Here is a 24,477-nt window from a genome sequence, read left to right as displayed (position 1 = left end):
GTCCGGCCATCGCGGCGCAGATCGGACGGGGTCGCTTGCGCGCCCCTCGCGGGCTCCAGCCTGGACGAATAGCACGTGAATCCTTCAACGCGGCGCGGCGCGGCCCGGACCAAGTTCGTCAGTCAGACCTCGGCCGCCGACTGCGGCCACGCCTGTATCTCGATGCTGTTGTCCGGACTCGGATTGCGCATGCCCATGCTCGCGCTGGCGGCGCGCTACCCGGTCAGCCAGCGCGGCATGTCGGCCAAGGAAATGCTCGACGTCCTGCGCATGTGCGGCGTGCGTCCGCGCGCGCTGCGGGCCAGCGACGGCGGCGTGGAAGCTCTGAAGCACGTGGCGTTGCCGGTCATCGTGCATCTGCGTCGCGAGCATTTCGTCGTGGTCAGCGGCATCGACGAGCGCGAAGTCACCGTGCTGGACCCGGCCAGCGGCGAAAGCCGCGTCGCCCATGCCGAGTTCCAGTCGCAGTGGAGCGGCGTATTCATCGGCGCCGAGCGCGATCCGTCCATGCCCGCGGGCGCGAAGACTTCGCCGCTGGGCCAGTTGTTCAATGAATTTCTCGGCGAGAACTGGTCGCTGTGGCTGTTCCTGCTCAGCGTGATCGCGCTGACCGTGGCCACCACGATTTCCTTCCCGTGGCTGCTCAGCCGCGCGGTGACGTTCCTGGCCTACGGCGGCCAGGGCAGCGCGACCGGGTTGGGCGTGGGGCTGCTGGTGCTGTCGCTGGCGTTCGTCGCCGCGCACTGGATGCGGGCGCGGGTGTCGCTGCTGATCCAGCTGCGCCTGGACCGATCCCTGATCACCCGCTTCGTCGATCGCCTGCTGCGGCTGCCGCTGCGGATCTTTTCGCTGCTGCCCGCCGGCGACCTGATCGCTCGCGTCAATTCGGTCTCCGGCGTGCGCGACTTCCTGTCCGCGCGCATCACCGGCCTGATCCTGGATTCGGGCGTGCTGGTGGCGACCTTGGCGGTGCTGGCGTTCCAGAGCGCGCAGGTCGCGTTGCTGTTCCTCGCCCTGACCTTGCTGTCGACCGTGGTTCTGGTGGCGTGCTGGAAACGCCTGCTGCGCCTGACCGGCGGCGAAGTGCTGGCCTATTCGGGTTACTACAGCACCCTGGCCGAGACCCTGACCATGGCGGTGGACGTCAAGGTCAACCGAAAAGAGAAAGTTTTCGCCGATCGCCTGATGGAACGCTTCGGCGAACATCAGAAGTGGCTGGAGGCGCGCGGCAAGCTCAACGCCATCTTCGAGGCCTTGTACGCCTATCAGGACAAGGTGGTGCCGATCGCGGCGCTGTTGCTGCTGTTCGTCGCATTTCCGTCGATCGACCTGTCGGACCAGACCGCGTTCTATTGCTACTTCCTGCTCGGCTGGACCGGCCCGTCGGTGCGCGCGATCCAGATGTTCTTCATGCAGCTGGTGGTGGTGCGGATCAACGCCGACCGCATCGAGTCGATCCAGGGCCTGATGAGCCTGGACGACGCGGCGCCGCCGGCCGACACCCAGGCGCCGGTGTGGGACGAACCCAGCCAGGTGACGGTGCGCGATCTGGGCTTCTCCTACCTCGGCACCGGCACGCCGGTGCTGGAGCATTTGAATGCGCGTTTCGACGACCGCGGCCTGAACGTGATCGTCGGGCCCTCGGGTTGCGGCAAAAGCACCTTGCTGAAACTCATCGGCGGCCTGTTGCTGCCCGACGCCGGCAGCGTGCAGATCCGCATCAAGGGCGAGCGCGAAGGCGCGGCGGGCGCGGCCGCGGTGGCTTATCTCAATCAGCATCCGGCGCTGTTCGCCGGCAGCGTCGCGCAGAACATCGCCATGTTCGATCCGCAGGCCGATGTCGAGCGCATCGAGCGCTGCGCGCGCGCGGCCTGCATTCACGATGAAGTCGTGGCCTGGCCGCTGGGTTATCAGACCCAGGTGGTCGCGGTCGGCCAGAGCCTGTCGGCCGGGCAATGCCAGCGCATCGCCCTGGCGCGCCTGCTGTACAGCCATGCCCCGGTCATGCTGCTGGACGAATTCACCAGCGACATCGACGCCGCCACCGAAGGCGCGATCCTGCGTCATCTGCGCCAGTGGCCGGGGATGAAGATCATCGTGACCCACCGCACCCAATGGATCCAATCGGGCGATCGCGTGCACGAACTGGGCCGGATCGCGCAAGGAGAACCCCGCCATGAACTCCCCGTCTACGCCTGAGCGCCGCCCGCGGCGTCTGGCGATCGCCGCCGGCGCGCTGGCGCTGTGCGTGTTGGCGCTGGGCTTGCTGGTGACGCGCAACACGGTCGCCTCGGTCGCGCCGGTGGCGGTGGTCAATCCGAAACTCGACGCCTTGCCGACGGTGATCTTCGCCGACGGCACGCTGTCGTACCGCAACGAACTGGCGATGACCGCCGAGGTGCTGGGCGCGGTGGAAGAGATCTACGTGCGCCAGGGCGACGAGGTCAAGCGCGGCCAACCGCTGATGAAGCTGCGCTCGCAGCAGTACGAGGCGCAGTTGGCCCAGCGCGAAGCCGGGCGCGACGGCGAGGTCGCCTCGCTCGAAGTCAATCGCGCATCGCGCGAGCTGGCCGCGGCCAAGCTGCGCAGGTTCACCGAGCTGCGCAAGCAGCAGTTGGTCAGCGAGGCCGACCTGGACGAAGCGCGCGCGGCCTATCGTCAGGCCGACGCCGAATACCGCCAGGGCGGTACCCGCATCCAGAACCAGCGCGCATTGGTGGACGAGGTGCGCGACAGCCTGCACAAGTCGCTGCTGCGCTCGCCGATCGACGGCACGGTGCTGTCGATCGACGTGTCGGCGGGCGAAACCGCGGTGCCCAGCGCGCTGAGCTTCAGCGGCTCGACCGTGGCCCGCATCGCCGACACCAGCGTGCTGGTGGCCACCGCCAAGCTCGGCGAATACGACGTGTGGAAGATCCGCCCCGGTGCGATCGCCAACGTGGTGGTGCCGGCGTTCGACGAAACGCCGTTGCAGGGCACGGTGCGGTCGGTGTCGATGGCGCCCACGCGCGCGGCCGCCGGCAGCGGCAACGGCGCCGCCGCCACCGGCGCGGCCAGTTACGAGGTGCTGATCGACATCCGCAATATCGGCCGCGCCAGCCTGCGCACCGGCATGACCTGCCGGGTCGAGTTTCCCAGCCGCAAGAGCGCGCCGGTGTTGACCGTGCCGATCGCGGCCCTGCGCGAGGAAGGCGAGGCGACGACGACGGCGGCGGCGGGCAAGGGCAACACCGGCACCGTGTTGGTCGTGCGCGACGGCATCGCCAGCCTGCGCGAGGTGCAGTTGGGCGACGCCAACGACAGCCGCCAGGAAATCCGCCGCGGCCTCAGCGCCGAGGACTTGATCGTGGTGCCCGCATCGGGCCAACCCTCGCTGCGGCCGGGCACCCGTGTGCGCGTGATTTCGTATGAACGCGGTTGAGCTCAGCGGCATCCGCAAGAGCTATCGCCTCGGCGCGACCGAGGTGACGGTGCTGCGCGGCGTCGATCTGCAGGTGGCGCAGCACGAATACGTCGCGGTGATGGGCGCCTCGGGCTCGGGCAAATCGACCCTGCTCAACATCATCGGTTTTCTCGACACGCCCGATGCCGGCGAAATCCGCATCCACGGCCGGCCGGTGCAGCGCCAGGACGATGCGGCGCTGTCCGGCTTTCGCAATCGCACGATCGGCTTCGTGTTCCAGAGCTTCCATCTGCTGGGCAATTGCTCGGCGCTGGAGAACGTGATGCTGCCCTTGCGCTATCGCGGGCTGGCGCGCGCGGCTGCGCGCGCGCGCGCATCCGCCGCCCTGGCCGAGGTGGGCATGGAGCGCCGCGCCGCGCACCGACCCGACGAATTGTCCGGCGGCGAGCGCCAGCGCGTGGCGATCGCCCGCGCCATCGTCGGCGAGCCGGACATCATCCTGGCCGACGAACCCACCGGCAATCTGGATTCGAAGACCTCCGACGAAGTCCTGGACGTATTCGCGCGCATCCATGCCAACGGCCGCACCTTGATCGTGGTGACCCATGCGCCGCACGTGGCCGAGCGCTGCCAGCGCACGATCCGGGTCTCCGACGGCCGCGTGCTCGACGCCGCCGCGCTCGCGACTGCCTGAGCGCATGGACGGCTTGCGCCGCTGGCTGGCGGGTTTGGCCGACGCCGCGCGCTCGCTGGCGCGCAGTCCGCGTCCGACCGTGCTGTGCGCCAGCGCGATCGTGCTGGCGGTGATGGCGTATTCGACCGTGGCCAGCATCGCCGAGGGCATGGCGCAGGTGCTCGGCCGGCGCTTCGAGACCTTGGGCAACGACACCCTGGTGATCCGCGGCCAGTCCACCGCCAGCGGCGGCTTCGTGCCGTCGCCGAGCGATCTGTCCGACCTGCAGCGGATGCCGCAATGGGTCGCGCGCGCGGCGCTGGTGCAGGAGCTGTCCGGCGCGGCGACCTTGCTGGAAGGGCCGGGCACGCGGCAGGTGGCGCAGGTGCTGGCGGTGAGCGAGGACTACTTCGATATCGATCGCATAAAGGTCGGGCAGGGCCGCGGGCTCGGCCGCGGCGCCGGATCGGGCAAGCGATGCCTGCTCGGTGCGCGCATCGCCGCCGCCCTGTTTCCCGGCGGCTCGCCGGTGGGCAAATTCCTGCGCGTGGGCGGGCAGTGGTACGTGGTCGGCGGCGTGCTGGCGGCGACCGACGAGCCGGGCAAGTTCGTGTCCAACGACGATGCGGTGTTCCTGCCGCTGGCCGGCGCCGGTGCGCTGGTCAAGCCCGGCGACGACGGCGGCCGGCTGGTGGTTAAGGCCGCCGCCGGCGCCGACATGGAGCGCCTGCGCGCGAAGTTGTCCGCGCTGTTGCTGCGCAAGTACGGCGGCCGCTTCGATGCGGACGATTTGCGCATCGAGGCCAAGCAGGCGCTGCTGGACAGCGCGCGCGGCGCGACCCAGAGCCAGGGCCGCACGCTGGCGTGGATCTCGCTGCTGGCCTCGCTGGTCGCCGCGTTGGGCGTGATGAACATGATGTTCCTCAGCGCCGACGAGCGTTCGGGCGAAATCGGCCTGCGCCGCGCGATCGGCGCGACCCGTGCCGACATCGCATGGATGTTCGTGTGCGAGGCGCTGCTGCTGTGTCTGATCTCGATCCCGCTGGGCCTGCTGCTCGGCCGCATCGCCGCCGGCGCGCTCAAGAACGTACTGCGCCTGGACTCGGCGCCGGTGCTGGGCTGGCAGGCCTGCGCGCTGGTGGCGATGGCGACCACCGCGCTGGTGCTGGCGTTCTCGCTGGCGCCGGCCTGGCAGGCCGCGCGCAAGGATCCGAAAAACGTGTTGCGCAGCCAATGACCGCAGGCGCGCGCCCCGGCCACGACGACACCGCGATCGCCGCCGCGCAGGCGCGCGCGCGCGCCGATGCCGCATCGGTCCTGCCCGCGGCCGCGCCGGGCGCGTGGTTCGTGCTCGGCGAAGCCTTCCACGCCGCGCTGCGGCAGTTGCGCAGTTTCCCGGTGCGCACGGCGGTGGCGATGCTGAGCGTGGCCCTGGGCGTGGCCGGCATCGTCTCGGTCGCGTCGCTGTCGGAAGGCTTGTCGCGCACCCTGGTGCGCTCGTTCGAATCGATGGGCCGGCAAGTGGTGATCGTGCGCGCCGATCCGTCGTACGAATCCTTGCTGCTGGGCACCGCCAACCGCTTGTCCGAGCAGGACCTGCGCACGGTCTCGCGCGCCTTTCCGCAGCGGCCGGTGGCGCCGTTTCTGCGCTACGGCGCGTTCAACAACGCGATCGCGCTGGGCTCGCGCAAAAGCACCGCGGCGGTGTACGGCACCACCCTGGACTACTTCGCGCTGGGCGAAATCGAACTGGTCGCCGGTGCCTGGCCCTCGCGCGAGGACTGGCGCGGCGGCGGCGGCCGGCAGTGCCTGGCCGGACGCAGTCTGGCGGCGGAACTCGGCGGCGCGGCGGCGGTGATCGGCCGCGATCTGGTCCTGCCGGGACGAAGCTGCCGCGTCAGCGGCGTGGTCAAGGGCGCCGGCAGCGCGTTGGGATTCGACTTCGAACGGTTGGTGATCGCGCCGATCGGCCTGGTGCGGGCGATGGACAGCGACGGCAGCCGCAGCGATCTGGAGCTGCACGCCGGCTTCGCCGGGCAGGACGACATCGACGCGATCGGCCGCCGCCTCACCGCCGAGTTGCGCAAGCACCGTCATACCGCGCGCGGCGAGGACGACTTCATCGTGGTCACCGCGCAACGCCTGCGCAGCTATCTCGACACCACTCTGGCCAGCGTGCGCGCCGGGTTGTTCCTGCTGATGGCGGTGGTGTTCGCGGTGGCGGCGCTGGGCATCGGCAACGTGATGCTGTCCGGCGTCAATGCGCGCCGCCGCGAGATCGCCATCAAGCGCGCCATCGGCGCCTCGCGCGGCGGCATCTTTCTCGAATTCCTGGCCGAGGCGGTGATCCTCACCGGTTTCGGCGGCGTGCTCGGCGTCGTGCTGGGCGCGGCGGCGGCGTGGGCGATCACCGCCACGTCGAGTTACTTCGGCGAACCGACCGTGTCCGGCTCGGGTTGCCTGATCGGGATCGTCACCGCGCTGCTGGTCGGCCTGCTGACCGGCGTGTGGCCGGCGGCGCGCGCGGCGCGGTTGGACCCCGTGGCCGGTTTGCATCATCACTGAGGTGAAGACATGAAAGGACCGTGGATCTGGATCGGCGCGTCGGCATTGGTGGTGTTGCTGGCGGTATCGCTGGGGTTCGTGTTGATGGCGGCCGGGCGCTCGGAGCCTTTGCAGACGATGCAGATCGACGACTTGCCGGTGCTGGGCCGAGCGGATGCGGCGCACGAAATCGTCTTGGTCACCGACTACGGATGTCCGGCCTGCAAGCGTTTCCATGCCGAGATGCTGCCCAGGCTGATGGCGCGCTTCGTCGATGGCGGCCAAGCGAAGATCCGCGTGCTGGCGTTTCCGATCCGCGAGGGTTCGACCGAACTGGCGCATGCGGTGACCTGCCTGCAGGAACGCCCCGGCGTCGACACCAAGGCCTTGTACGACCGCGTCTACGGCCAGGATCTGGTCGGCCTCGCCGCGCCGGAGCTGGCGCGGCGATTGATTCCCGATGCCACGCCCGCGGACGGTTTCGGCGCGGCGCAACTGAGCGCGTGCATGCAACGGCCCGACATCGCGCAAAGGGTGGAACGCCAGCGTTACCGCGCGATCGTGCACGGCATTTCCTCGGTCCCGACCGTGGTCGTCGATCGCGTGCTGATGCCCGAGCCGTGGACCTTCGGCTGCTACGAGGCGGCCTTGAACGCACCCAAGACGGAAGCGCGATGACATGAGCAGCCTGGATTTCGATCGTTACTACATCGCCGCGATCTGTCGCGAGGAAGCCGAGGCCCTGCGCGGGCGGATCGTCGAGCGCGTCGCCGCCAGCGCGGTGCCGGCCGGCCTGCATCCGGCGTTGATCGACGGCGCCGGCGAATACCTGTTGCAGCGCTTGTGCTGGATGTTCCAGAAAGTGTTCGTGTTCGAGCTCAATCGCTATGCCGGCGCCGCGCCCGGGCCGCAGGCCAGGCCGGCCACCGCGGTCGGCGATCCGGTGTTCGTCGCCTTCGTCCAGGCCATCGCCGAGGGCGAACGCGCGCGCGATCTGCGTCTGCGCTACGCCTTCCTGTATCGGCGCGCACAGCGCTTCTGCGAGGGTTTCGTCGAATTCCTTCGCGATCACCTAGGTCATCTGGCGGCCGACGCGCAGGCGTTGCAAGCCTTCGGCCTGAAGTCCGATCTGACGCCGCTGCGCATCGAGTTCGGCCAGGGCGACCCGCATCGCGGCGCGCGGGCGACGATCCGTTATCGCTTCGACGCGTTCGACCTGTACTACAAGCCGCGCGGATTGGGCCTGGACTTGCTGTACGCGCGCCTGCAGCGCATGGCCGATACCGATATCGCCGTGCTGCAGTCGATCGATCGCGAACACTACGGCTGGCAGCTCGGCGTGCGCGGCGGCGGTGCGCAGGGGGCGGAGGCGGCCACGCGTTTCTATAGCTCGCTCGGCACCTGCACGGCGGTGGCGCACCTGCTGTGCGGCACCGACATCCACTTCGAGAACATCGTCACCGACGCGCACGGCCGGCCGTTCTTCGTCGATGTCGAGGCCTTGTTCACCAACACCGCGCGCATCGACCGGCAGGCGGCCTCGGCGGTGACGATCATGGACGCCGAGCACGAACTGGACCGGCGCCTGGGCGAATCGGTGCTCGGCGTCGGCGTGGTGTCGCTGCGGCGCACGCGCGAGGGCGTGTTCTCCGGCGCGGCGCAGGGCGACCGCGTGGCCGCGCCGGTGTCGCGCGAGGTCGCGGTGGACGCCAAGACCGCGAGCATGCGCTTGTCGCGAGTGCACGATGCGATCCGCATCGACAGCCCGGTGCCGCGCGTGGACGGCGAACCGGCGGCGTTCGCGGCGTACTTCGAGGCCTTCGCAGACGGTTACCGCGACGCGGCGGCGGCGTTGACGGCGCATGCGCGGCAGGTCGCCGCGCTGCTGGACGATGCCGCGTCGTTGCGTTCGCGGCAGATCATGCGTCACACCTATCTGTACGGGCTGTTTCTGGCCGAAACCACCCATCCGGCCCTGGCCGAACCGGCCGCGGCCGATGCGTTGCTGCTCAAGTTGCGCCGCGAGGAAGCCGGCAAGCCGTTCCTGCGCCATCTCTACGACAGCGAGCGCCAGCAACTGCTGCAGTTCGACATTCCCTATTTCGAAGCGCGGCTGGACGGCTGCGATCTGCACAGTCCGTTCGGCACGATCGCCGGTTTCTTCCAGCGCTCGGCCTTGCAACTGGTGCGCGAGCGCCTGGATCGTTTCGCCGATGCTTCGTGGATCGCGCGCCAGCTGAGCTTTGTTGCGGTCGCGCTGGGTTGCCACGGCGGCGCCGGTTGCGCCGGGCATGCGCACGGCGATCTCGCCGCATCGGTGGCCGCGGCGCTGGACGACGGCTCGGTGAGCGGCGAGGGCGACGGCAGCGTGTTGTGGACGTACAGCCCGCCCGCCGGCACGCCCGGCGGCGATTTCGCGATCATGCCGATGGGGCCGGACCTGTACACCGGACTCGGCGGCATCCTCGCCTTTCTGTCGCGCCGCCATGCGCCGGGCGCCGATACCGGCGCGGACGCCTTGACCGAACGCCTGATCGCGACCGGCCGGCGCATCCTGGTCGAGCGCAGCGCGATGCTCGGCAGCGGCGCGTATTCGGGCATGGAAGGATTGATCCTGGCCTTGGCCGAAGCCGCGGTCGAACGCGGCGACGAGGAATTGCGAAAGTTGTCTGTCGAAGCCTTCCTGGCGCGCGAGCCGCAGTGGAGCGCGGATCGTTTCGACATCATCGACGGCGCCGCGGGCATCGCCCTGGTCGCGCTGGCCTTGCATCGTCTCGACGGCGACGCACGCTTGCTCGCTGTTGCGCGCCGTCTCGGCGAACGCTTGATCGCCGCGGCGCGGCCGGGCGACGACGGCCCGGAGTGGTGGCTGCACGGCGTCGATCGCTGCGTGACCGGCTTCGCCCATGGCGGCAGCGGCATCGCCTTCGCGCTGATGCAACTGGCGCAAGCGCTCGGCGATACCGCCATGAACGAACTGGCCTTGCACGCATTGCGCCGCGAAGACCGATTGTTCGACGCCGACATCGGCTTGTGGCCGGACACGCGCGAAGCGCAGCCGCAGTATTCGCTGGGCTGGTGCAACGGCGCCGCCGGTTTCCTGCTCGCGCGCGCGCAGGCCTGGGACAGGCTGGAGCCGTGGCAACGCGACTGCGTGCGCGCCGCGTTCGCGCGCAGCGTGGAATGGTTCGGGCGGCTGAAGGACGATTCGCTGTGTCACGGCAGCGCCGGCGTGCATCTGGCGCTGGCCAAGGTCGCCGCCGCGCTGGGCTTCGATTTCGACATGGATGCGCCCGCGTTCGCCGTCGATGACTATCGCGCGGGCTGGACGCACGACCGCGGCAATCTGGGTTTGATGGTCGGTCTGGCCGGCGCGGGCCTGGCGCATTTGCCGGCGCAGCCGACCGCGGGCGGCGCATCGCGTGGGTTCTGTCCGCTGACGCTGACTTAGCGCCGGCGATCACGCGCGCGGCCGGCGCCGCGGCCGTTGGCGTTTCGTGCCGTGGCGGTCGCGGCGGCCGGGGCCGACACGGCCGGGAGGAGCCCGCACAAATCGATGGCGTTTGGCAAGGGCTCCGAGAACCGCCGCCCGCGGACGCCTTTGAACCCCGATTTCGCCCATCGGGCCGGTCGCAAGCCGGCGGCCGCCACACGCTCGATAGCCCGCGCCCGCAAGGGTTTGCGCGACTGTGAAGCAGCTGAATCAGCCGCGATTCGTGAATGTCCGGACCCCGCCGTGCCCGCCGCGACGCCCTGCCAGCGGCAGGCGGCGGCCGCACGTGTAAAATGGCGATCTTTTAGCCAGTAGTAATGATGCAAGCACCTCGACGGGCCACGGTTCGCGGCCCGACGTTCATCCGCACGCTCGCTCGCCTGACGGCCGCAGACCTGCCCCAGCCCACGCGATCGTTGTCGGATCAGCTGAGTCACTGGATCGATTGGACTCATGCCGTTGCGCTGTCCACCGTGCTGGACAGGCCGGCGGCGGCACTCGACGACGAACGCATCGACAGCGCCGCGGAAGCGGACGAATGCGCGCGCGTGCGCGCTTCGCTGACTGGCGCGATTGTCGGCGATGCGGCGTTCGCCGCGCCGCCGCCCACATCCGGGCAAGCCGACGCAGATGAAGGCCCGGACTACGCGTTCTTCCGTCAGCGCTACCTGTTCCTGCAACAGACGATGGAAGCCGGCGTAGGCCGCTTGCGCGATCGCCTGCGGCTCAAGCTGAGCGCGCAGTCGGCCGATCTGGCCCGTCTCGCCGACGTGGACGCGGTGATGGAACGGGCGCTGAGCCGGCGCGAGCGCAGCCTGCTGTCGGTGGCGCCGGTGCTGCTCGCGGAACACTTCGAACGCTTGCGCCAGAACGCGCGCGCCGGCAGCGACGAGGCGCGCGTGCCGGGCGAGGCGCCGGCAGCGGCCGGCGAAGCCTGGCCGGATGTGTTTCGCAAGGACATGCAAGACGTATTGCTCGCCGAACTGGATGTTCGCCTTCAACCGGCCGAGGGCCTGCTTGCCGCCCTCGCCACCAATCCACATGGATAACATGTTCAGAAATCTGCTTTATCCGGCGATCTTCGTCGTAGGTTTGATCGCCGTGTGCTGGGTCGGCGCGGGCTATGTCGGCACCAACACGCTGGCGTTGTCGGTCGCGCTGTTGATCGGCGCTTGCTATTGCGCGGGCGGGCTCGAACTGCATCGCTATCGGCAGGCCACCGCCACGCTGGACCGCGCGCTCGCCGAGTTGTCGGCGCCGCCGGCGGATCTGAGCGAATGGCTCGGTCGCCTGCATCCCTCGCTGCGCAACGCCGCGCGCCTGCGCATCGAAGGCGAACGCGTGGCGCTGCCGGCGCCGGCGCTGACGCCGTATCTGGTCGGCCTGCTGGTGTTGCTGGGCATGCTGGGCACCCTGCTGGGCATGATGACCACGCTGCGCGGCACCGGACTGGCGCTGGAAAGCGCCGCCGACCTGCAAGCGATCCGCGAATCCATCGCCGCGCCGGTGGCCGGGCTCGGCTTCGCCTTCGGCACTTCGATCGCGGGTGTCGCCGCCTCGGCGATGCTCGGCTTGCTGTCGGCGCTGAGCCGGCGCGAACGCGCGCAGGCGGCGCAGCGGCTGGATGTCGCCATCGCGACCACGCTGCGCGCTTACTCGCAGACGCATCGGCGCGAGGAAGCCTTCAAGCTGCTGCAGCGCCAGGCCGAAATGATGCCGACGCTGGTCGATCGGCTGCAGGAAATGACCGCGGCGATCGAGCGCCAGAACCTGCTCGCGCACGAGCGGCAGATGGCGCGCCAGGACGCCTTCCACGACAAGACCGAAGCGGTCTTCGCCCAGTTGGCCGCGTCGGTGGAGCGATCCTTGCAGGACAGCATCGGCGAAAGCGCGCGCGCGGCCGGCGCGGCGCTGCAGCCGATCATGCAGACCACGATGGCGGCGATCGCGGACGAAACCCGTTCGCTGCAGGCCACCGTCAGCGACGCCGTGCAACAGCAGATGGACGGCCTGTCGGCCGGTTTCGCCACCACCACCACCCGCGTCACCGAGATATGGAGCGAAGCGCTGGTCGATCAGCGCCGCTGCAACGAAGCGCTGGCGCAGGACCTGGGCAAGACCCTGGACGGATTCACCGCGCGCTTCGATCAGGGCGCTGCCGGTTTGCTGGACACGGTGTCGGCGCGTTTCGACGCCACCGCGGACAATGCGGTGGAAGCCTGGAACGGCGCGCTGTCGCGGCAGCTGAGCGCGCACCAGGACATGGCGGCGCGCAATCAGCAGGCGCAGCTGGCGGCGGCGAAGGCGTGGAGCGAGGCGCTGTCGCAACAGCTAGACGCCAACGAAGCCATGGCGGCGCGCAATCAACAGGCGCTGGCCGCCGCGGCGGTGACGTTCGAGTCCCACGCGGCATCGCTGGTGCGCGCGTCGGAGCAGTCGCATGCGCAGTTGCAGACGACGCTGGAATCGCGCGACGAACAGCGGCTGGCCGCGTGGACCGGCGCGTTCGATTCGATGGCGGCGAGCCTGGGCGAGCGCTGGGAGCACAGCGGCGAGCATGCCGCGCAACGCCAGCGCGAGATCTGCGACACGCTCGCGCGCACCGCGCAGGAGATCACCGCGCAGTCGCAGTCGCAGGCCCAGGACACGATCGCGGAGATTTCGCGCCTGGTGGACGCGGCGTCGCAAGCGCCCAAGGCCGCGGCCGAAGTCGTCGCCGAGCTGCGCCAGAAGCTGTCCGACAGCATGGTCCGCGACACCGCCATGCTGGATGAGCGCAACCGTCTGCTGGCGACGCTGGAAACCCTGCTCGATGCGGTCAACCACGCCTCCACCGAACAGCGCGTCGCGGTCGATGCGCTGGTCGTCACCTCGGCCGATCTGCTCGATCGCGTCGGCACCCGCTTCACCGATCACATCGAGGCCGAGACCGGCAAGCTCGGCGCGACCGCCGCGCAGATCAGCGTCGGCGCGGTCGAGGTGGCGAGCCTGAGCGATGCCTTCGCCGCGGCCGTGCAGCAGTTCGGCGAGTCGAACGAATTGCTGACCGCGCGCCTGCAAGGGGTCGAGACCGCGCTGGACAAGTCGCTGGCGCGCAGCGACGAGCAACTGGCGTACTACGTGGCGCAGGCGAAGGAAGTCATCGACCTGAGCATGCTCGCGCAGAAGCAGATCATTCAGGACATCCAGCAACTGGCGCAGCAGCCGGCCGCGGCCGGAGCGCAGGCGGCATGAGCCTGGACATCGACGGCGACGCCGAGTCGGCGACACCGGTGTGGGCCGCCTTCGGCGACCTGATGTCGGTGCTGCTGGGCGTGTTCGTGCTGATCCTGGTCGGCGTGCTCGGCGTGCAGATGCAGTTGTCGAACCGGCTCGACCAGGAGGTCAAGCAGCGCCGCCTCGAAGCGCAACGGCGCAAGTCGCTGGAGCAGGCGCTGGCGGTGCCGCTGGCGAGCGGACGGGTGACCCTGGTCGATGGACGCATCGGCATTCGCGGCAGCGTGTTGTTCGCGTTGAACTCCGATCAGCTGCAGCCCGAAGGCCGCGAGCTGCTCAAGAGCCTGGCCGGGCCGCTGTCGGACTATCTGCAGGCGCGCGATGAAATCCTGATGGTCAGCGGCTTCACCGACGATCGCCAGGTGCGCGACGGCAATTCGCAATTCGCCGACAACTGGGAACTGTCGGCGCGGCGCGCCCTGACCGTGACCCGCGCCTTGGTCGCCGCGGGCGTGCATTCCTCATCGGTGTTCGCGGCCGCATTCGGCTCCGAGCAGCCGGTGAGTTCCAACGCCGACGAAGAAGGCCGCGCGCGCAACCGGCGCGTGGAAATCGCGCCGGTCCCGAAGCCGTCCAAGTCCGGGTGATGCGTCGTGAGCCGTAACCCGACCCTGGCGCGCAAGCGCGTCCAGCCCGATGCGCGGGCGCAAATCGATGCCTGGCGCGAGCAGGGCGCCGATCGCATGGACCGCGTGCGTTTTCATCGTATCGACGCGCTGGAGCGTCGCGCCGCCAGCCGTGACGGCGAAGCGCGGCGGCTTCTGGATGCACGCTTGGCGGAGCTGATGCGGGCGTATGCGGGCGATCTCAAGCGCGCGGCGCGGAAAAACACGGCGGCCGACGATGCCGGCGGCAGCGTAGTGGGCGGACTGATCGATTACCTCGCGCAGCAGACGGCGGCGCGCGACAGCGCCTTCGCCATGGGCGAGGCCGCGGTGTTCCCGCAGCTTGCCGCGCTCGAAGATTTTCGCGCCATTTGGTCGCAGATCCGCTCCGAAAGTCAGTTGCGGCAATCCCTGCGGCAGGCGCCCGGCGATGCCGGCCCGCTCAACTCCGGCCGGCTCGTGCATCGCTCGCTCACCCTGATGCGCGAGCTGTCGCCCGGGTATCTGCAGCAGTTCCTGGCCTACGTCGATGCCTTGACCTGGATCGAACGGATGAGCGGAGACGGCGTCATGGAACTCGACGATGCGCTGCGCACCGGCAGCGTCGCCAAGCGCGGCCGGGACAAGCCGCGCAAACGCCGCGGCGAGTAGGCCTCACGCGCCGAGCAGGCGCCGCCGGAGTTTCGGCGCCGCGAGCAGTACGAGCGACACGAAGAAAGTCAGCACGGACATCGTCATGACCGCGGCGAACAGGTAGTAGATCCCGTCGAAAGACCCGCCGCCGGCCAGCAACTGCAGCGCGAACGTACCGGCGAGCCCCAGCGCGAATCCCACCGCCGGAATCAGCAAGGCCTTGGCGCCGCTTTTCCAGATCACGCCCGCGAACGCCGCGCCCACCACCAGCGCCGGGACGATCGACACGACGGTCAGGCCCAGGCCGGTCGCGCTGGCAAGCCAACACACGATCGCGGCCATCGCCACCGCCGCTACCGCCGCAATCCATTTATGCGCCATGTCCGTTCCTTGATCGAGAGTGTGCGTGCGCGGCCATCTTAGCGAACCGGCGCGGCCGCGGTCTTCACCGGCGGCAGTGCGCGCGCGTAAGCTGCGCGGGCGTTTCATTTCGATCGGATGGAGGACTATGTGAAAGCCGGTATCGTCGTTTCAGTCATCGCCAGCCTGTTGGTCGGCTGCGCGACCACGCCGGGGGCGAAGAGCGGCTCGCTCGCATCGCGCCTGGTGGGCACCTGGCAAGTCATGGAGCTGGTGGATACCGATCTCGCCGGCAAGGCCGTGCGTCCTTACGGCGAGCATCCCGTGGGCTACATCGTCTACGACGCGACCGGGCATATGCACGTGCAAGTCATGCGCACGCCGGCGACGCCGCCGTTCGCCGACGGCGATCAGAAGGGCAGCGATCGCGAAGTGCGCGGCGCTTACGACGGTTACATCGCCTACTTCGGCACCTATCGCGTCGATGAGGCGCAGGGCCAGGTGATCCATCAGGTGCAGGGCAGTCTGATGCCGAGCTACACCGGCACCGACCAGACGCGGCCGATCAAACTGGTCGGCGATGAGCTGATCATCGAAGGCGATACCGCCGGCGGTCATTTCTACCGGCGGCTGCGGCGGGTGAAATAAGCGATTGCCGATGCTGTTCGCGCGCTCAGAGTCGGCTTCGGCCCGCGTTTCCGCCGTTTCGTCGCATCCGCATTGACCGTCCCTGGCGGACGGGGCAGCTTGGCGCGAATCGGAACCTGCGAGCTCGGGATGATCGTGATGACGGGTAAGACACTGGCCGCAGCAGCATTGCTGCTGGCGCTCGCGGGCATGTCGCCGGCGCTCGCGGCCGAAGCCGTCGTCGCGCCGGCCTGCGAAATCGGCAGCTACCGCCTGGTCGACGGCAGCGCGCTCGACATCGGCCCGGGCGCGGCGGGGCAACTGCGCTGGCGGCGTACCGACGGGCTCACGGGTGCTTTGATTCGCGCGGGCAAGGAGCGATGGACCAGCACCTACGGTTGGACCGAGCGCCCCGACGGACATACGCTGACGATCACCGACTGCGGCCGCGGCGGTATCGGCTTCGACGATATCGCCGGCCAGCGCGAAGCCTTGATCCAGCGCGACACACGCTTCGAAAGCAACGGCGTCGAACTGGCCGGGCGCTTGACCTTGCCGCCGGGCCGGGCGCGAGTGCCGATCGTGGTGTTGATCCATGGCGCCGAGCATTCCTCGGCGCTGCAGGACTATTGGCTGCAACGCCAGTTCGCCAGCGCCGGCATCGGCGTGTTCGCCTACGACAAACGCGGCACCGGCGCGTCGGGCGGCCGCTATAGCCAGAACTATCTGCTGCTGGCGACCGACGCGATCCAGGCCGCGCGCGAAGCCCGCCGCCTCGTCGGCGACAGGGCCGGGCGAATGGGCTACCAGGGCGGCAGCCAGGGCGGATGGGTCGCGCCGCTGGCCGCGCGCATCGAGCCGGTGGATTTCGTCATCGTCAGCTTCGGCCTGGCGGTGTCGCCGCGCGAGGAAGATCGCGAGGCCATCGCCGCGGATCTGGCGCGCGCCGGCTTCGGCGGCGTGGAAACGGCGAAAGCGCTGGAAGTCGCCGACGCGACCGCGGCGATCGTCGAAAGCGATTTTCGCGAAGGCTTCGAGCGGCTCGACGAGGTCAAGCGCAAGTACGCCGCGCAGCCGTGGTTCTCCGCCATTCGCGGCAACTACAGCGGCTTCATGCTGAGCGCCTCGGCGCAGGACTTGCGCACGCAGGCGCCGGCGCTGGTGGCGGGCATCGAGGTGCGGTACGACCCGATGCCGGTGTTGAACAATCTGGCGGTGCCGCAGCTGTGGCTGCTGGGCGGCCAGGACCGCGACGCGCCGCCGGGCGAAACCGTGCGTCGCCTGGATGCGCTGAAGCAATCGGGCCGGCCCATCGACTACGTCGTTTTCCCCGATGCCGACCACGGCCTGTACGAATTCGAGACGGGCAAGGAGGGCGAGCGCATCTCGACCCGGCAACCGCAGGACTACTTCCCGCGCATGCGCGACTTCATCCTGGGCAGGCCCGCGGCGAAGTGAGCCCACAGTGGCGCGCGTTACTTCGCCACGCGCCGCGCATCGACGACCTGCGCGCCCTGTCTCTGTCGGCACCGCACCGATACTCCCATGGGTTTAAGCTCGCCGCAGCGACTTGACCGATTGAGGAGACCGCCATGCACCATTCCCGTCTTTGCGCGCTGTTGATCGACTGCCAGACCTCCGATATCGACCAGGCCGCCCAGTTCTGGGCCGACGCGCTCGGCCGGCCGATGGACTTCGATCATCCCGGCACGCGCGGCAACTACCGGATGCTGGAAACGCAGGAGGATGAGCCGATCGTGCAGATCCAGCGCGTCGAGCACGAGAGCCGGGTCCATATCGATATAGAAACCGACGACATCCCCGCCGAAGTCGCGCGCCTGGAAGCGCTGGGCGCGCAAGTGGTCGATCGCCTTGAGCGTTGGGTAGTGATGCAGGCGCCGACCGGGCAGCGGTTCTGCGTGGTGCGGGTTCAGCGTCCCGGTTTTCCCAAGAACGCTACCTGTTGGGATTGAGCGGAACTTGCGACCGCGGTTGCGCCGCGCGAGGATTCCATTCTCGGTTGACCCGACGTCAGACTACGAAGAGGCCGCAGATGTACGCCAAAGCCATCACCCCCATCCTGAACGTCTCCGACATCCAGCGCAGTTTCGACTGGTTCGAAAAACTCGGCTGGAAGAAATGCTGGGACTGGGGCGCGCCGCCGACGTTCGGCAGCGTCGGCTCGGGCGAGTGCGAAATCTTTTTGTGCGTGAACGCGCAGGGCGGTCGCGGCGACGGCGAGAATCGGCCGAGTTTCGGCCCGGATTCGAACGGGGCCGCCGAGACAGGCGTGTGGATGTCGATCTGGGTGGACGATGTCGATGCGGTCCATCAGCGCTGCATCGAGCAGGGCATCGAAATCAGCTGGGGACCGGAGAACATGCCCTGGGGTGTTCGCGAGATGCATGTCCGTCATCCCGACGGACATGTGTTCCGCATCAGCCGCGGTATCGACCACACCTAGGCCGGCCTCGCGCCCGGCGCCCGCCCGTGCCGCCGATCGCACCGCGTCTATCGCGCACATCGGTCGGCGCCGCGAGAGGCGCCGACCGTCTAGCCCGCCGCGAGCGCGGCGATCGCTATCAGAACGCCGGCAGCACCGCACCGCGATACTTCTTGGCGATGAAGTCCTTGACCTGCGGGCTGGTCAGCGCCGCCGCCAGCTTCAGCACGCGCGGGTCCTTGAGATTGTCCGGACGGCCGACCAGGAAGTTCACGTACGGCGAATCGCTGCCTTCGATCGCCAGCGCGTCCTTGGTCGGGTCCAGGCCGGCGTCGAGCGCGTAGTTGGTGTTGATCAGGGCCAGATCGACCTGATCGAGCACGCGCGGCAGCATCGCCGAATCGAGCTCGCGGAACTTGAGCTGCTTCGGGTTCGAAGTGATGTCGCGCAGCGTCGCCAGCGAATCGGTCGGGTCGCGCAACTGGATCACCCCGGCCTTGTGCAGCAGGATCAGCGCGCGGCTGTTGTTGCTCGGATCGTTGGGAATGGCGACGTCGGCGCCCGACGGCAGGTCATTGAGCGACTTGAACTTGCGCGAGTACGCGCCGAACGGCTCGATGTGCACGCCGACGATGGTGGTCAGCTGGGTGCCGCGGCTCTTGTTGTAGGCGTTGAGGTAGGGCTCGGTCTCGAAGTAGCTCACGTCGATGAGCTTCTGCGCGACCTGGTCGTTGGGCTGCACGTAGTCGTTGAACACGCGTACGTCCAGCTCCACCCCTTCCTTGGCCAGCAGCGGCTTGACCACTTCGAGAATCTCCGCATGCGGCACCGCGGTGGCGGCGACGGTGAGTTTCTTCGATGCGGTGTCGGACGCGCCGCAGCCGCTCAGTGCGGCGACGGCCAGCAGCAACGGCAGAAGGATTTTCTTCATCGGGTGATCCTCATTTCGAATATTGAAGGCGCCGGCTCAGCGACGGCTGAAGCGCGCGACCAGGCGGTCGCCCAGCGTCTGCAGTGCCTGCACCAGCAGCAGCAAAAGCAGCACCGTCACGAACGCCACATCGGTATGCGAGCGCAGATAGCCGTCGCGGTAAGCCAGATCGCCGAGCCCGCCCGAGCCGATCGCGCCGCCCATGGCGGTGTAACCGATCAAAGCGAGGGTGGTGACGGTGGCGCCGGCGATCAGGCCCGGCAGCGCTTCGGGCAGCAGCGCGCGCAGCACGATCTGGCGCGTGGTCGCGCCCATCGCCTGGCAGGCTTCGATGATGCCGCGATCGACTTCGCGCAGCGCGGTCTCGACCAGGCGCGCGTAGAACGGCGCCGCGCCGACGACCAGCGGCAGGATCGCGCCGCGCACGCCGAGCGAGGTGCCCATGATCGACAGCGTCAGCGGAATCATCACGATCATCAGGATGATGAAGGGCACCGAGCGCAGGATGTTGATCACCAGCGACAGCGCCGCGTACAGGCGCGGCTGCGCGCGCAGTTGCCGCGGCGCGGTCAGGAACAACGCGATGCCCAGCGGCAGGCCGATCAGCAAGGTCAGCGGCAGCGCGCCGGCCAGCATCAGCAGGGTGTCGAGCGTGGCTTGGCCGATCTCGGTCCATTTGCCCGCGTCCAGGTGGGCGAACCAGCCTGCGTTGGCGGTCATCGCGCGATCTCCTCGACATGAACGCCGGCCGCGCCCAGGGCCGCGATCGCGGCATCGCTGTCGCCTCCGACCAGGGCGATGGTGAGCTGGCCGTAGGGCAGGTCTTTGATCCGGTCGATGCGGCCGGCGAGGATGTTGTAGTCCACGCCGGTCTCGCGCGCGATGCGCCCGAGCAGCGGCTCGTAAGTGTGCTGGCCGAGGAAGGTCAGCCGCAGCAGGCGCCCGGACACCGCGGCGAAATCGCTGTGCAGCGCGCCTTCGTTGACGTGCTCGGCTTCGGAGACGAAGCGGCGCGTGGTCGCGTGGCGCGGGTGCAGGAACACGTCCGCGACCTGGCCGCTTTCGACCAGATGGCCGGCGTCGAGCACGGCCACGCGATCGCAGACGCGGCGGATGACTTCCATCTCGTGAGTGATCAGCACCACGGTCAGGCCCAGCTCGCGGTTGATCTGCGCCAGCAGCGCCAGCACCGAGGCGGTGGTCTGCGGATCGAGCGCACTGGTGGCTTCGTCGCACAACAGGATGCGCGGCCGGCAGGCCAGGGCGCGGGCGATGCCGACGCGCTGCTTCTGGCCGCCGGACAACTGCGCGGGGTATTTGTTCGCGTGTTCGTTCAGGCCCACGCGCGCCAGCAGTTCGGCGACGCGGCTGGCGATCTCGGACTGCGGCGTGCCGGCCAGTTCGAGCGGAAACGCCACGTTGGCCGCGACCGTGCGCGAGGACAGCAGATTGAAGTGCTGGAAGATCATGCCGATGCGCCGGCGCAGCGCGCGCAGACCGGCGGCGTCGAGCGCGCCGGGGTCTTCGCCATCGACCAGCACGCGCCCGCCGCTGGGGCGCTCCAGGCCGTTGATCAGGCGGATCAGGGTGGATTTGCCGGCGCCGGAGTGGCCGATGATGCCGAACACTTCGCCTTCGACGATCCGCAGGTCGAGCGGTTGCAAGGCCGCGACCTCGCGGCCGCCGACGCGGAACGATTTGTGGACTTGCTGGAATTCGATCATGGACCGTCGCGAAGGCAGTGCGGTGCGTGGAAGGACAGCGCCGTGCAGGCGGTGGCGCGAGGTCGATCCGGGGCGGAGTGTGGCGCCGCCAGCCTAGCATTCGACGCAATCGGGGCGGACGGCATTGTAAGGCGGGGCGCCGGGGCGGGTGGTTGCGGGCCGGTTATTTGCTTAGAACCGCTGGCAATGCCGTGTAAGTGACGAAAGCAGTTAGCCCCTCTCCCGCTTGCGGGAGAGGGGTTGGGGTGAGGGGGCGCGGGCGGCGGTGAGGCTTCGAGTAAGAGCATTCGCGCCTATGGCGCTCATCCCCTCACCCCGGCCCTCTCCCGCAAGCGGGAGAGGGAGAGGGAGACGAGCGATTTTGTCAGCGTTAGCCCCTCTCCCGCTTGCGGGAGAGGGGTTGGGGTGAGGGTGTGCGGGTGGCGGTGAGGCTTCGAGTAAGAGCATTCGCGCCTAGGGCGCTCATCCCCTCACCCCGGCCCTCTCCCGCGAGCGGGAGAGGAGCGGTTTTGTCAGCGTTAGCCCCTCTCCCGCCTGCGGGAGAGGGGTTGGGGTGAGGGTGTGCGGGCGGCGGTGAGGCTTCGAGTAAGAGCATTCGCGCCTAGGGCGCTCATCCCCTCACCCCGGCCCTCTCCCGCGAGCGGGAGAGGGAGAGGGAGAGGGAGAGGGAGATGAGCGATTTTGTCAGCTCTTGCCGCCCCGTCGCCCGGCGGCCGCATGAGCCCCGTCACTGTGCGCAATCGGCTCTCACGCAGTAGCCTGTCGCGATGGACTCTCTGATCGCCGCTGCCGGGCGCGCGCTGGCCGTCGGCGATGCGCTCGGCGCGCTCAAGCGCGTGGCGCTGCGCGACGACCCGCCGGCATTGGCCCTGCGCGGCATCGCCATGGCGCAGCTCGGCGACTATCCGCGAGCGCGCGAACTGCTGCGCCGCGCCGCGCGAGGTTTCGGCGCGCGCGAGGAACTGGCGCGAGCGCGCTGCCTGGTCGCCGAGGCCGAGGTGGCGCTGGCCATGCGCGACCTGGGCGGCTCGCCGCGCCCGCTCGCCGACGCCGCCGCGGCGTTGCAGGCGCGCGCCGATCACGCCAATGCCTTGCAGGCGCGCCTGATCGCGCTGCGCCGGCTGTTGCTGCTCGGCCGCCTCGACGAAGCCGCGTCCGCACTTGCCCAAATGGACCTCTCCGGCCAGCCGCCGTCGCTGGTGGCGGTGGCCGAATTGGCCGCCGCCGAAGTGGCCTTGCGCTCGCTGCATACGGCGGCAGCGCGGGCGGCGCTGGATCGCGCCTTGGCCGCGGCCGAACGCGCGCGCGTGCCGGCGCTGCTCGCCGAAGTCGGCGATGCGCGCGCCGCGCTGGATCGCGTGGCCGCGCGCATCGTCCACGCCGGCCATGAACAACCCTTGCGACTGGAGCAGGTCGAAGCCTTGCTGGCCTCCGGCGCGCTGGTGGTCGATGCCTGCCGCCGCGGCCTGCGCGCGGGCGACAGCTGGCAGGCGCTGGCGCGCAGGCCGGTGTTGTTCGCCTTGCTGCGCGCGCTGGCCGAAGGCTGGCCGGGCGATGTCGATCGCGGCGCCTTGATCGCGAACGTGTTCCGCACCCGCCATGCGGACGAAACCCATCGCGCGCGTCTGCGCGTGGAACTCGGCCGCCTGCGCGCCCTGATCGCGCCGCTGGCCGACATCGAGGCCACCGCGCGCGGTTTCCGGCTGGCGCCGCACGAGGAGCGCGCGGTGGTGGTGCTGATGCCGCCCATCGACGGCGATCAGGCCTCGCTGTTGGCATTGCTCGGCGACGGCGCGGCCTGGTCCACCTCGGCCCTGGCGCTGGCGCTGGGCGACAGCCAGCGCACGGTCCAGCGCGCGCTGGTGGAGCTGGAGGCCGCCGCCCAGGTGCGTTCCATCGGCCGCGCCCGCGCCCAGCGCTGGCTGGCGCCGTCGCTGGTCGGATTCACGACGATCTTGTTACTCCCCGCTGCGCTGCCGCCTGGGTAGATTGTTTTTGCCGCGCCGTACCGGGCGCCCCCATCAGGAGCCAAGGCCATGCCCATCACCTCGAACACCACCCCCAGAGCGAAAGAAACCTCTCCCGCTCGCCCGGCGCGGATCGTGCGCGAATACGGCCCGTTCGACGGCATCGAACAGACCCACGGCATCACCTTCGACGGCCAGCGCGTGTGGGCCGCCACCGGTTCGAAACTGATCGCGGTCGATCCGGCCAACGGACAGGTCGAACGCATGCTCGACTGCGCCTCGCACGCCGGCTGCGCCTTCGACGGCACTCACATCTACCAGATCGCCGAAGCGCGCATCGACAAGATCGACCCGGCCACCGGCGCGGTGGTGGCGTCGATCCCGTCGCCGGGCAACGGCGGCGATTCGGGCCTGACCTGGGCCGAGGGCAGTCTGTGGGTCGGGCAGTACCGCGACCGCAAGATCCTGCAGATCGATCCCGACACCGGCGCGGTCTTGCGCACGATCGAATCCAACCGCTTCGTCACCGGCGTGACCTGGGCCGACGGCGAGCTGTGGCACGCCACCTGGGACGGCGACGACAACGAACTGCGCCACATCGACCCGGTCAGCGGCGAAGTGATCGAGCGGCTCGAACTGCCGCACGGCATCGGCGTCAGCGGTCTGGAATACGATGGCAAGGACCTGTTCTATTGCGGTGGCGGTTCCAGCGGAAAGATCCGCGCGGTGAGCCGCTCGAAGTAAGCCGCGCCGTCCGACGCACGCCGTCCCGAGCACGGCGGCGTCCGCCCACCGCTTCGCCCGCGCCGGCGCGCGAACCTGCCCGCGACCCGGACACGAAGCGGCCCACTGCCTATCGAACCTCCATCCGGTCCGATGCCCGGAGGCGGGCAGGTCTTGCCCGCGCGACGCCGCAGTCGCGCGTTCATCCCTCTTTCCACGCGGCCCCGTCGGGCCAGGAGCGCAGCATGAATACCGCGATTACCGCCATCAACGCCGCCGATCATCCCATCGTGTCCAAGGAGCAGTGGCTCGCCGCGCGCAAGACGCTGCTGGCGCGCGAGAAGGAACTCACCCGCCTGCAGGATGAAATCGCGCGCGAACGCCGCACGCTGCCGTGGGTGCGGGTCGAGAAGGACTACGTCTTCGACACCTTGCAGGGCCCGCGCCGTCTCGCCGATCTGTTCGACGGCCGCGGCCAACTGCTGGTGCAGCACTTCATGTTCGCGCCGGGCTGGGAGCAGGGCTGCAAGAGCTGCTCGTACATGGCCGACCACAACGACGGCGCCAACATCCACCTGTCCCATCGCGACGTTACCCTGCTCGCGGTCTCGCGCGCGCCGCTGGCCGACATCGAGCGTTTCCGTCAGCGCATGGGCTGGCGCTTCAACTGGGTGTCCTCGCTCGGCAGCGATTTCAATCGCGACTTCGCCGTGAGCTTCAGCCAGGACGAATTGTCCAGCGGCAAGGTCGATTACAACTATGTGCGCCAGTCCTTCCCGCACGAAGAAGCGCCCGGCCTGAGCGTGTTCTGCCGCGACGAGGCCGGGCAAGTCTTCCATACCTACTCGCGTTACGGCCGCGGCGTGGAAGTGATGATGCACACCTACAACCTGCTGGAACTCACGCCCAAGGGACGCGACGAAGACGGCCTGGATTATCCGATGGCGTGGGTGCGCCACCACGATCGCTACGAACCCGCCGACCCGGTGAAACCGGCGGCGACGGTCGCGGCGTGCTGCGCGCCGCGGGACTGATCGGGCTTCATCCACTCCGACTTCGCACGATCCGGGAGACG

General features: G+C 69.2%; 22 protein-coding genes. 18 read left to right on the top strand and 4 right to left on the bottom strand.

Annotation, left to right across the window (positions count from 1 at the left end; all coding sequences use genetic code 11):
* The first annotated feature begins 75 nt into the window (after positions 1–75).
* From LG3211_RS21395 to LG3211_RS21345, 11 genes are all read left to right on the top strand, one after another.
* Positions 76–2,199 (top strand): peptidase domain-containing ABC transporter, encoded by a 2,124-nt coding sequence (locus LG3211_RS21395; RefSeq protein ID WP_083512727.1) that lies wholly within the window; start codon positions 76–78, stop codon positions 2,197–2,199.
* Positions 2,177–3,421, top strand: coding sequence for an efflux RND transporter periplasmic adaptor subunit (locus LG3211_RS21390; RefSeq protein ID WP_057944593.1), 1,245 nt, complete (start codon positions 2,177–2,179; stop codon positions 3,419–3,421). Before LG3211_RS21395 ends, LG3211_RS21390 begins: the two co-directional genes overlap by 23 nt.
* Entirely contained in the window at positions 3,408–4,097 is a 690-nt protein-coding gene (locus LG3211_RS21385; RefSeq protein ID WP_057944592.1) for an ABC transporter ATP-binding protein, read from the top strand. Before LG3211_RS21390 ends, LG3211_RS21385 begins: the two co-directional genes overlap by 14 nt.
* 4 nt (positions 4,098–4,101) lie before the next feature.
* Entirely contained in the window at positions 4,102–5,313 is a 1,212-nt protein-coding gene (locus tag LG3211_RS21380) for an ABC transporter permease (protein WP_057944591.1), read from the top strand.
* Positions 5,310–6,641, top strand: a complete 1,332-nt coding sequence (locus LG3211_RS21375) for an ABC transporter permease (protein ID WP_057944590.1) — start codon at positions 5,310–5,312, stop codon at positions 6,639–6,641. The genes LG3211_RS21380 and LG3211_RS21375 overlap by 4 nt, the downstream gene beginning before the upstream one ends.
* Positions 6,642–6,650: 9 nt before the next feature.
* Complete coding sequence (locus tag LG3211_RS21370; protein ID WP_057944589.1) at positions 6,651–7,298, top strand: DsbA family protein; 648 nt, start codon at positions 6,651–6,653, stop codon at positions 7,296–7,298.
* 1 nt (position 7,299) lies between these two features.
* A complete protein-coding gene (gene lanM, locus LG3211_RS21365) occupies positions 7,300–10,071 on the top strand; it encodes a type 2 lanthipeptide synthetase LanM (protein WP_057944588.1) in 2,772 nt (923 codons plus the stop codon).
* Between the two features lie 359 nt (positions 10,072–10,430).
* Positions 10,431–11,162: a DUF3348 domain-containing protein gene (locus LG3211_RS21360; protein WP_057944587.1), complete on the top strand. Its 732-nt coding sequence runs from the start codon at positions 10,431–10,433 to the stop codon at positions 11,160–11,162.
* Between the two features lies 1 nt (position 11,163).
* Positions 11,164–13,347, top strand: coding sequence for a DUF802 domain-containing protein (locus LG3211_RS21355; protein WP_057944586.1), 2,184 nt, complete (start codon positions 11,164–11,166; stop codon positions 13,345–13,347).
* Positions 13,344–13,976 carry an OmpA family protein gene (locus LG3211_RS21350; protein ID WP_057944585.1) on the top strand — a complete coding sequence of 211 codons (633 nt, stop codon included), beginning with the start codon at positions 13,344–13,346 and terminating at the stop codon, positions 13,974–13,976. The genes LG3211_RS21355 and LG3211_RS21350 overlap by 4 nt, the downstream gene beginning before the upstream one ends.
* Positions 13,977–14,072: 96 nt before the next feature.
* On the top strand, positions 14,073–14,645 hold the full coding sequence (locus LG3211_RS21345) for a DUF2894 domain-containing protein (RefSeq protein ID WP_148649060.1): 573 nt from the start codon (positions 14,073–14,075) through the stop codon (positions 14,643–14,645).
* A 3-nt stretch (positions 14,646–14,648) separates the two neighbouring features.
* On the opposite strand, the gene LG3211_RS21340 is transcribed toward LG3211_RS21345, so the two are convergent.
* Entirely contained in the window at positions 14,649–15,116 is a 468-nt protein-coding gene (locus LG3211_RS21340; protein WP_148649059.1) for a hypothetical protein, read from the bottom strand.
* A 21-nt stretch (positions 15,117–15,137) separates the two neighbouring features.
* On the opposite strand from LG3211_RS21340, the gene LG3211_RS21335 reads away from it, so the two are divergent.
* From LG3211_RS21335 to LG3211_RS21320, 4 genes are all read left to right on the top strand, one after another.
* A complete protein-coding gene (locus tag LG3211_RS21335) occupies positions 15,138–15,635 on the top strand; it encodes a lipocalin-like domain-containing protein (protein ID WP_187313067.1) in 498 nt (165 codons plus the stop codon).
* A 138-nt stretch (positions 15,636–15,773) separates the two neighbouring features.
* Positions 15,774–17,072 carry an alpha/beta hydrolase family protein gene (locus tag LG3211_RS21330; protein ID WP_057945663.1) on the top strand — a complete coding sequence of 433 codons (1,299 nt, stop codon included), beginning with the start codon at positions 15,774–15,776 and terminating at the stop codon, positions 17,070–17,072.
* 134 nt (positions 17,073–17,206) lie between these two features.
* Entirely contained in the window at positions 17,207–17,587 is a 381-nt protein-coding gene (locus LG3211_RS21325; protein WP_057944582.1) for a VOC family protein, read from the top strand.
* An 80-nt stretch (positions 17,588–17,667) separates the two neighbouring features.
* Positions 17,668–18,078 carry a bleomycin resistance family protein gene (locus LG3211_RS21320; protein ID WP_057944581.1) on the top strand — a complete coding sequence of 137 codons (411 nt, stop codon included), beginning with the start codon at positions 17,668–17,670 and terminating at the stop codon, positions 18,076–18,078.
* A 118-nt stretch (positions 18,079–18,196) separates the two neighbouring features.
* Here LG3211_RS21320 and LG3211_RS21315 read toward each other — a convergent pair whose 3' ends face one another.
* From LG3211_RS21315 to LG3211_RS21305, 3 genes are read right to left on the bottom strand one after another with little or no spacing between them, the layout of a single operon-like run.
* Positions 18,197–18,988, bottom strand: a complete 792-nt coding sequence (locus LG3211_RS21315; protein ID WP_057944580.1) for a MetQ/NlpA family ABC transporter substrate-binding protein — start codon at positions 18,986–18,988, stop codon at positions 18,197–18,199.
* 36 nt (positions 18,989–19,024) lie between these two features.
* The gene (locus LG3211_RS21310) at positions 19,025–19,708 is read right to left on the bottom strand and encodes a methionine ABC transporter permease (protein ID WP_057944579.1); all 684 of its coding nucleotides are present in this window, start codon (positions 19,706–19,708) and stop codon (positions 19,025–19,027) included.
* Positions 19,705–20,712 (bottom strand): methionine ABC transporter ATP-binding protein, encoded by a 1,008-nt coding sequence (locus LG3211_RS21305; protein ID WP_057944578.1) that lies wholly within the window; start codon positions 20,710–20,712, stop codon positions 19,705–19,707. The genes LG3211_RS21310 and LG3211_RS21305 overlap by 4 nt, the downstream gene beginning before the upstream one ends.
* 767 nt (positions 20,713–21,479) lie before the next feature.
* Here LG3211_RS21305 and LG3211_RS21300 point away from each other — a divergent pair.
* From LG3211_RS21300 to LG3211_RS21290, 3 genes are all read left to right on the top strand, one after another.
* Positions 21,480–22,700 carry a hypothetical protein gene (locus LG3211_RS21300; RefSeq protein WP_057944577.1) on the top strand — a complete coding sequence of 407 codons (1,221 nt, stop codon included), beginning with the start codon at positions 21,480–21,482 and terminating at the stop codon, positions 22,698–22,700.
* A 48-nt stretch (positions 22,701–22,748) separates the two neighbouring features.
* The gene (locus LG3211_RS21295; protein ID WP_057944576.1) at positions 22,749–23,423 is read left to right on the top strand and encodes a Vgb family protein; all 675 of its coding nucleotides are present in this window, start codon (positions 22,749–22,751) and stop codon (positions 23,421–23,423) included.
* 224 nt (positions 23,424–23,647) lie between these two features.
* Positions 23,648–24,436, top strand: coding sequence for a DUF899 domain-containing protein (locus tag LG3211_RS21290; protein WP_057944575.1), 789 nt, complete (start codon positions 23,648–23,650; stop codon positions 24,434–24,436).
* The last annotated feature ends 41 nt before the right edge of the window (positions 24,437–24,477 follow it).

Source organism: Lysobacter gummosus (assembly GCF_001442805.1).
Lineage (GTDB): Bacteria > Pseudomonadota > Gammaproteobacteria > Xanthomonadales > Xanthomonadaceae > Lysobacter > Lysobacter gummosus.
The sequence above is the reverse complement of the archived record's forward strand: the minus strand, read 5'-3'. Positions and strand labels throughout refer to the sequence as shown.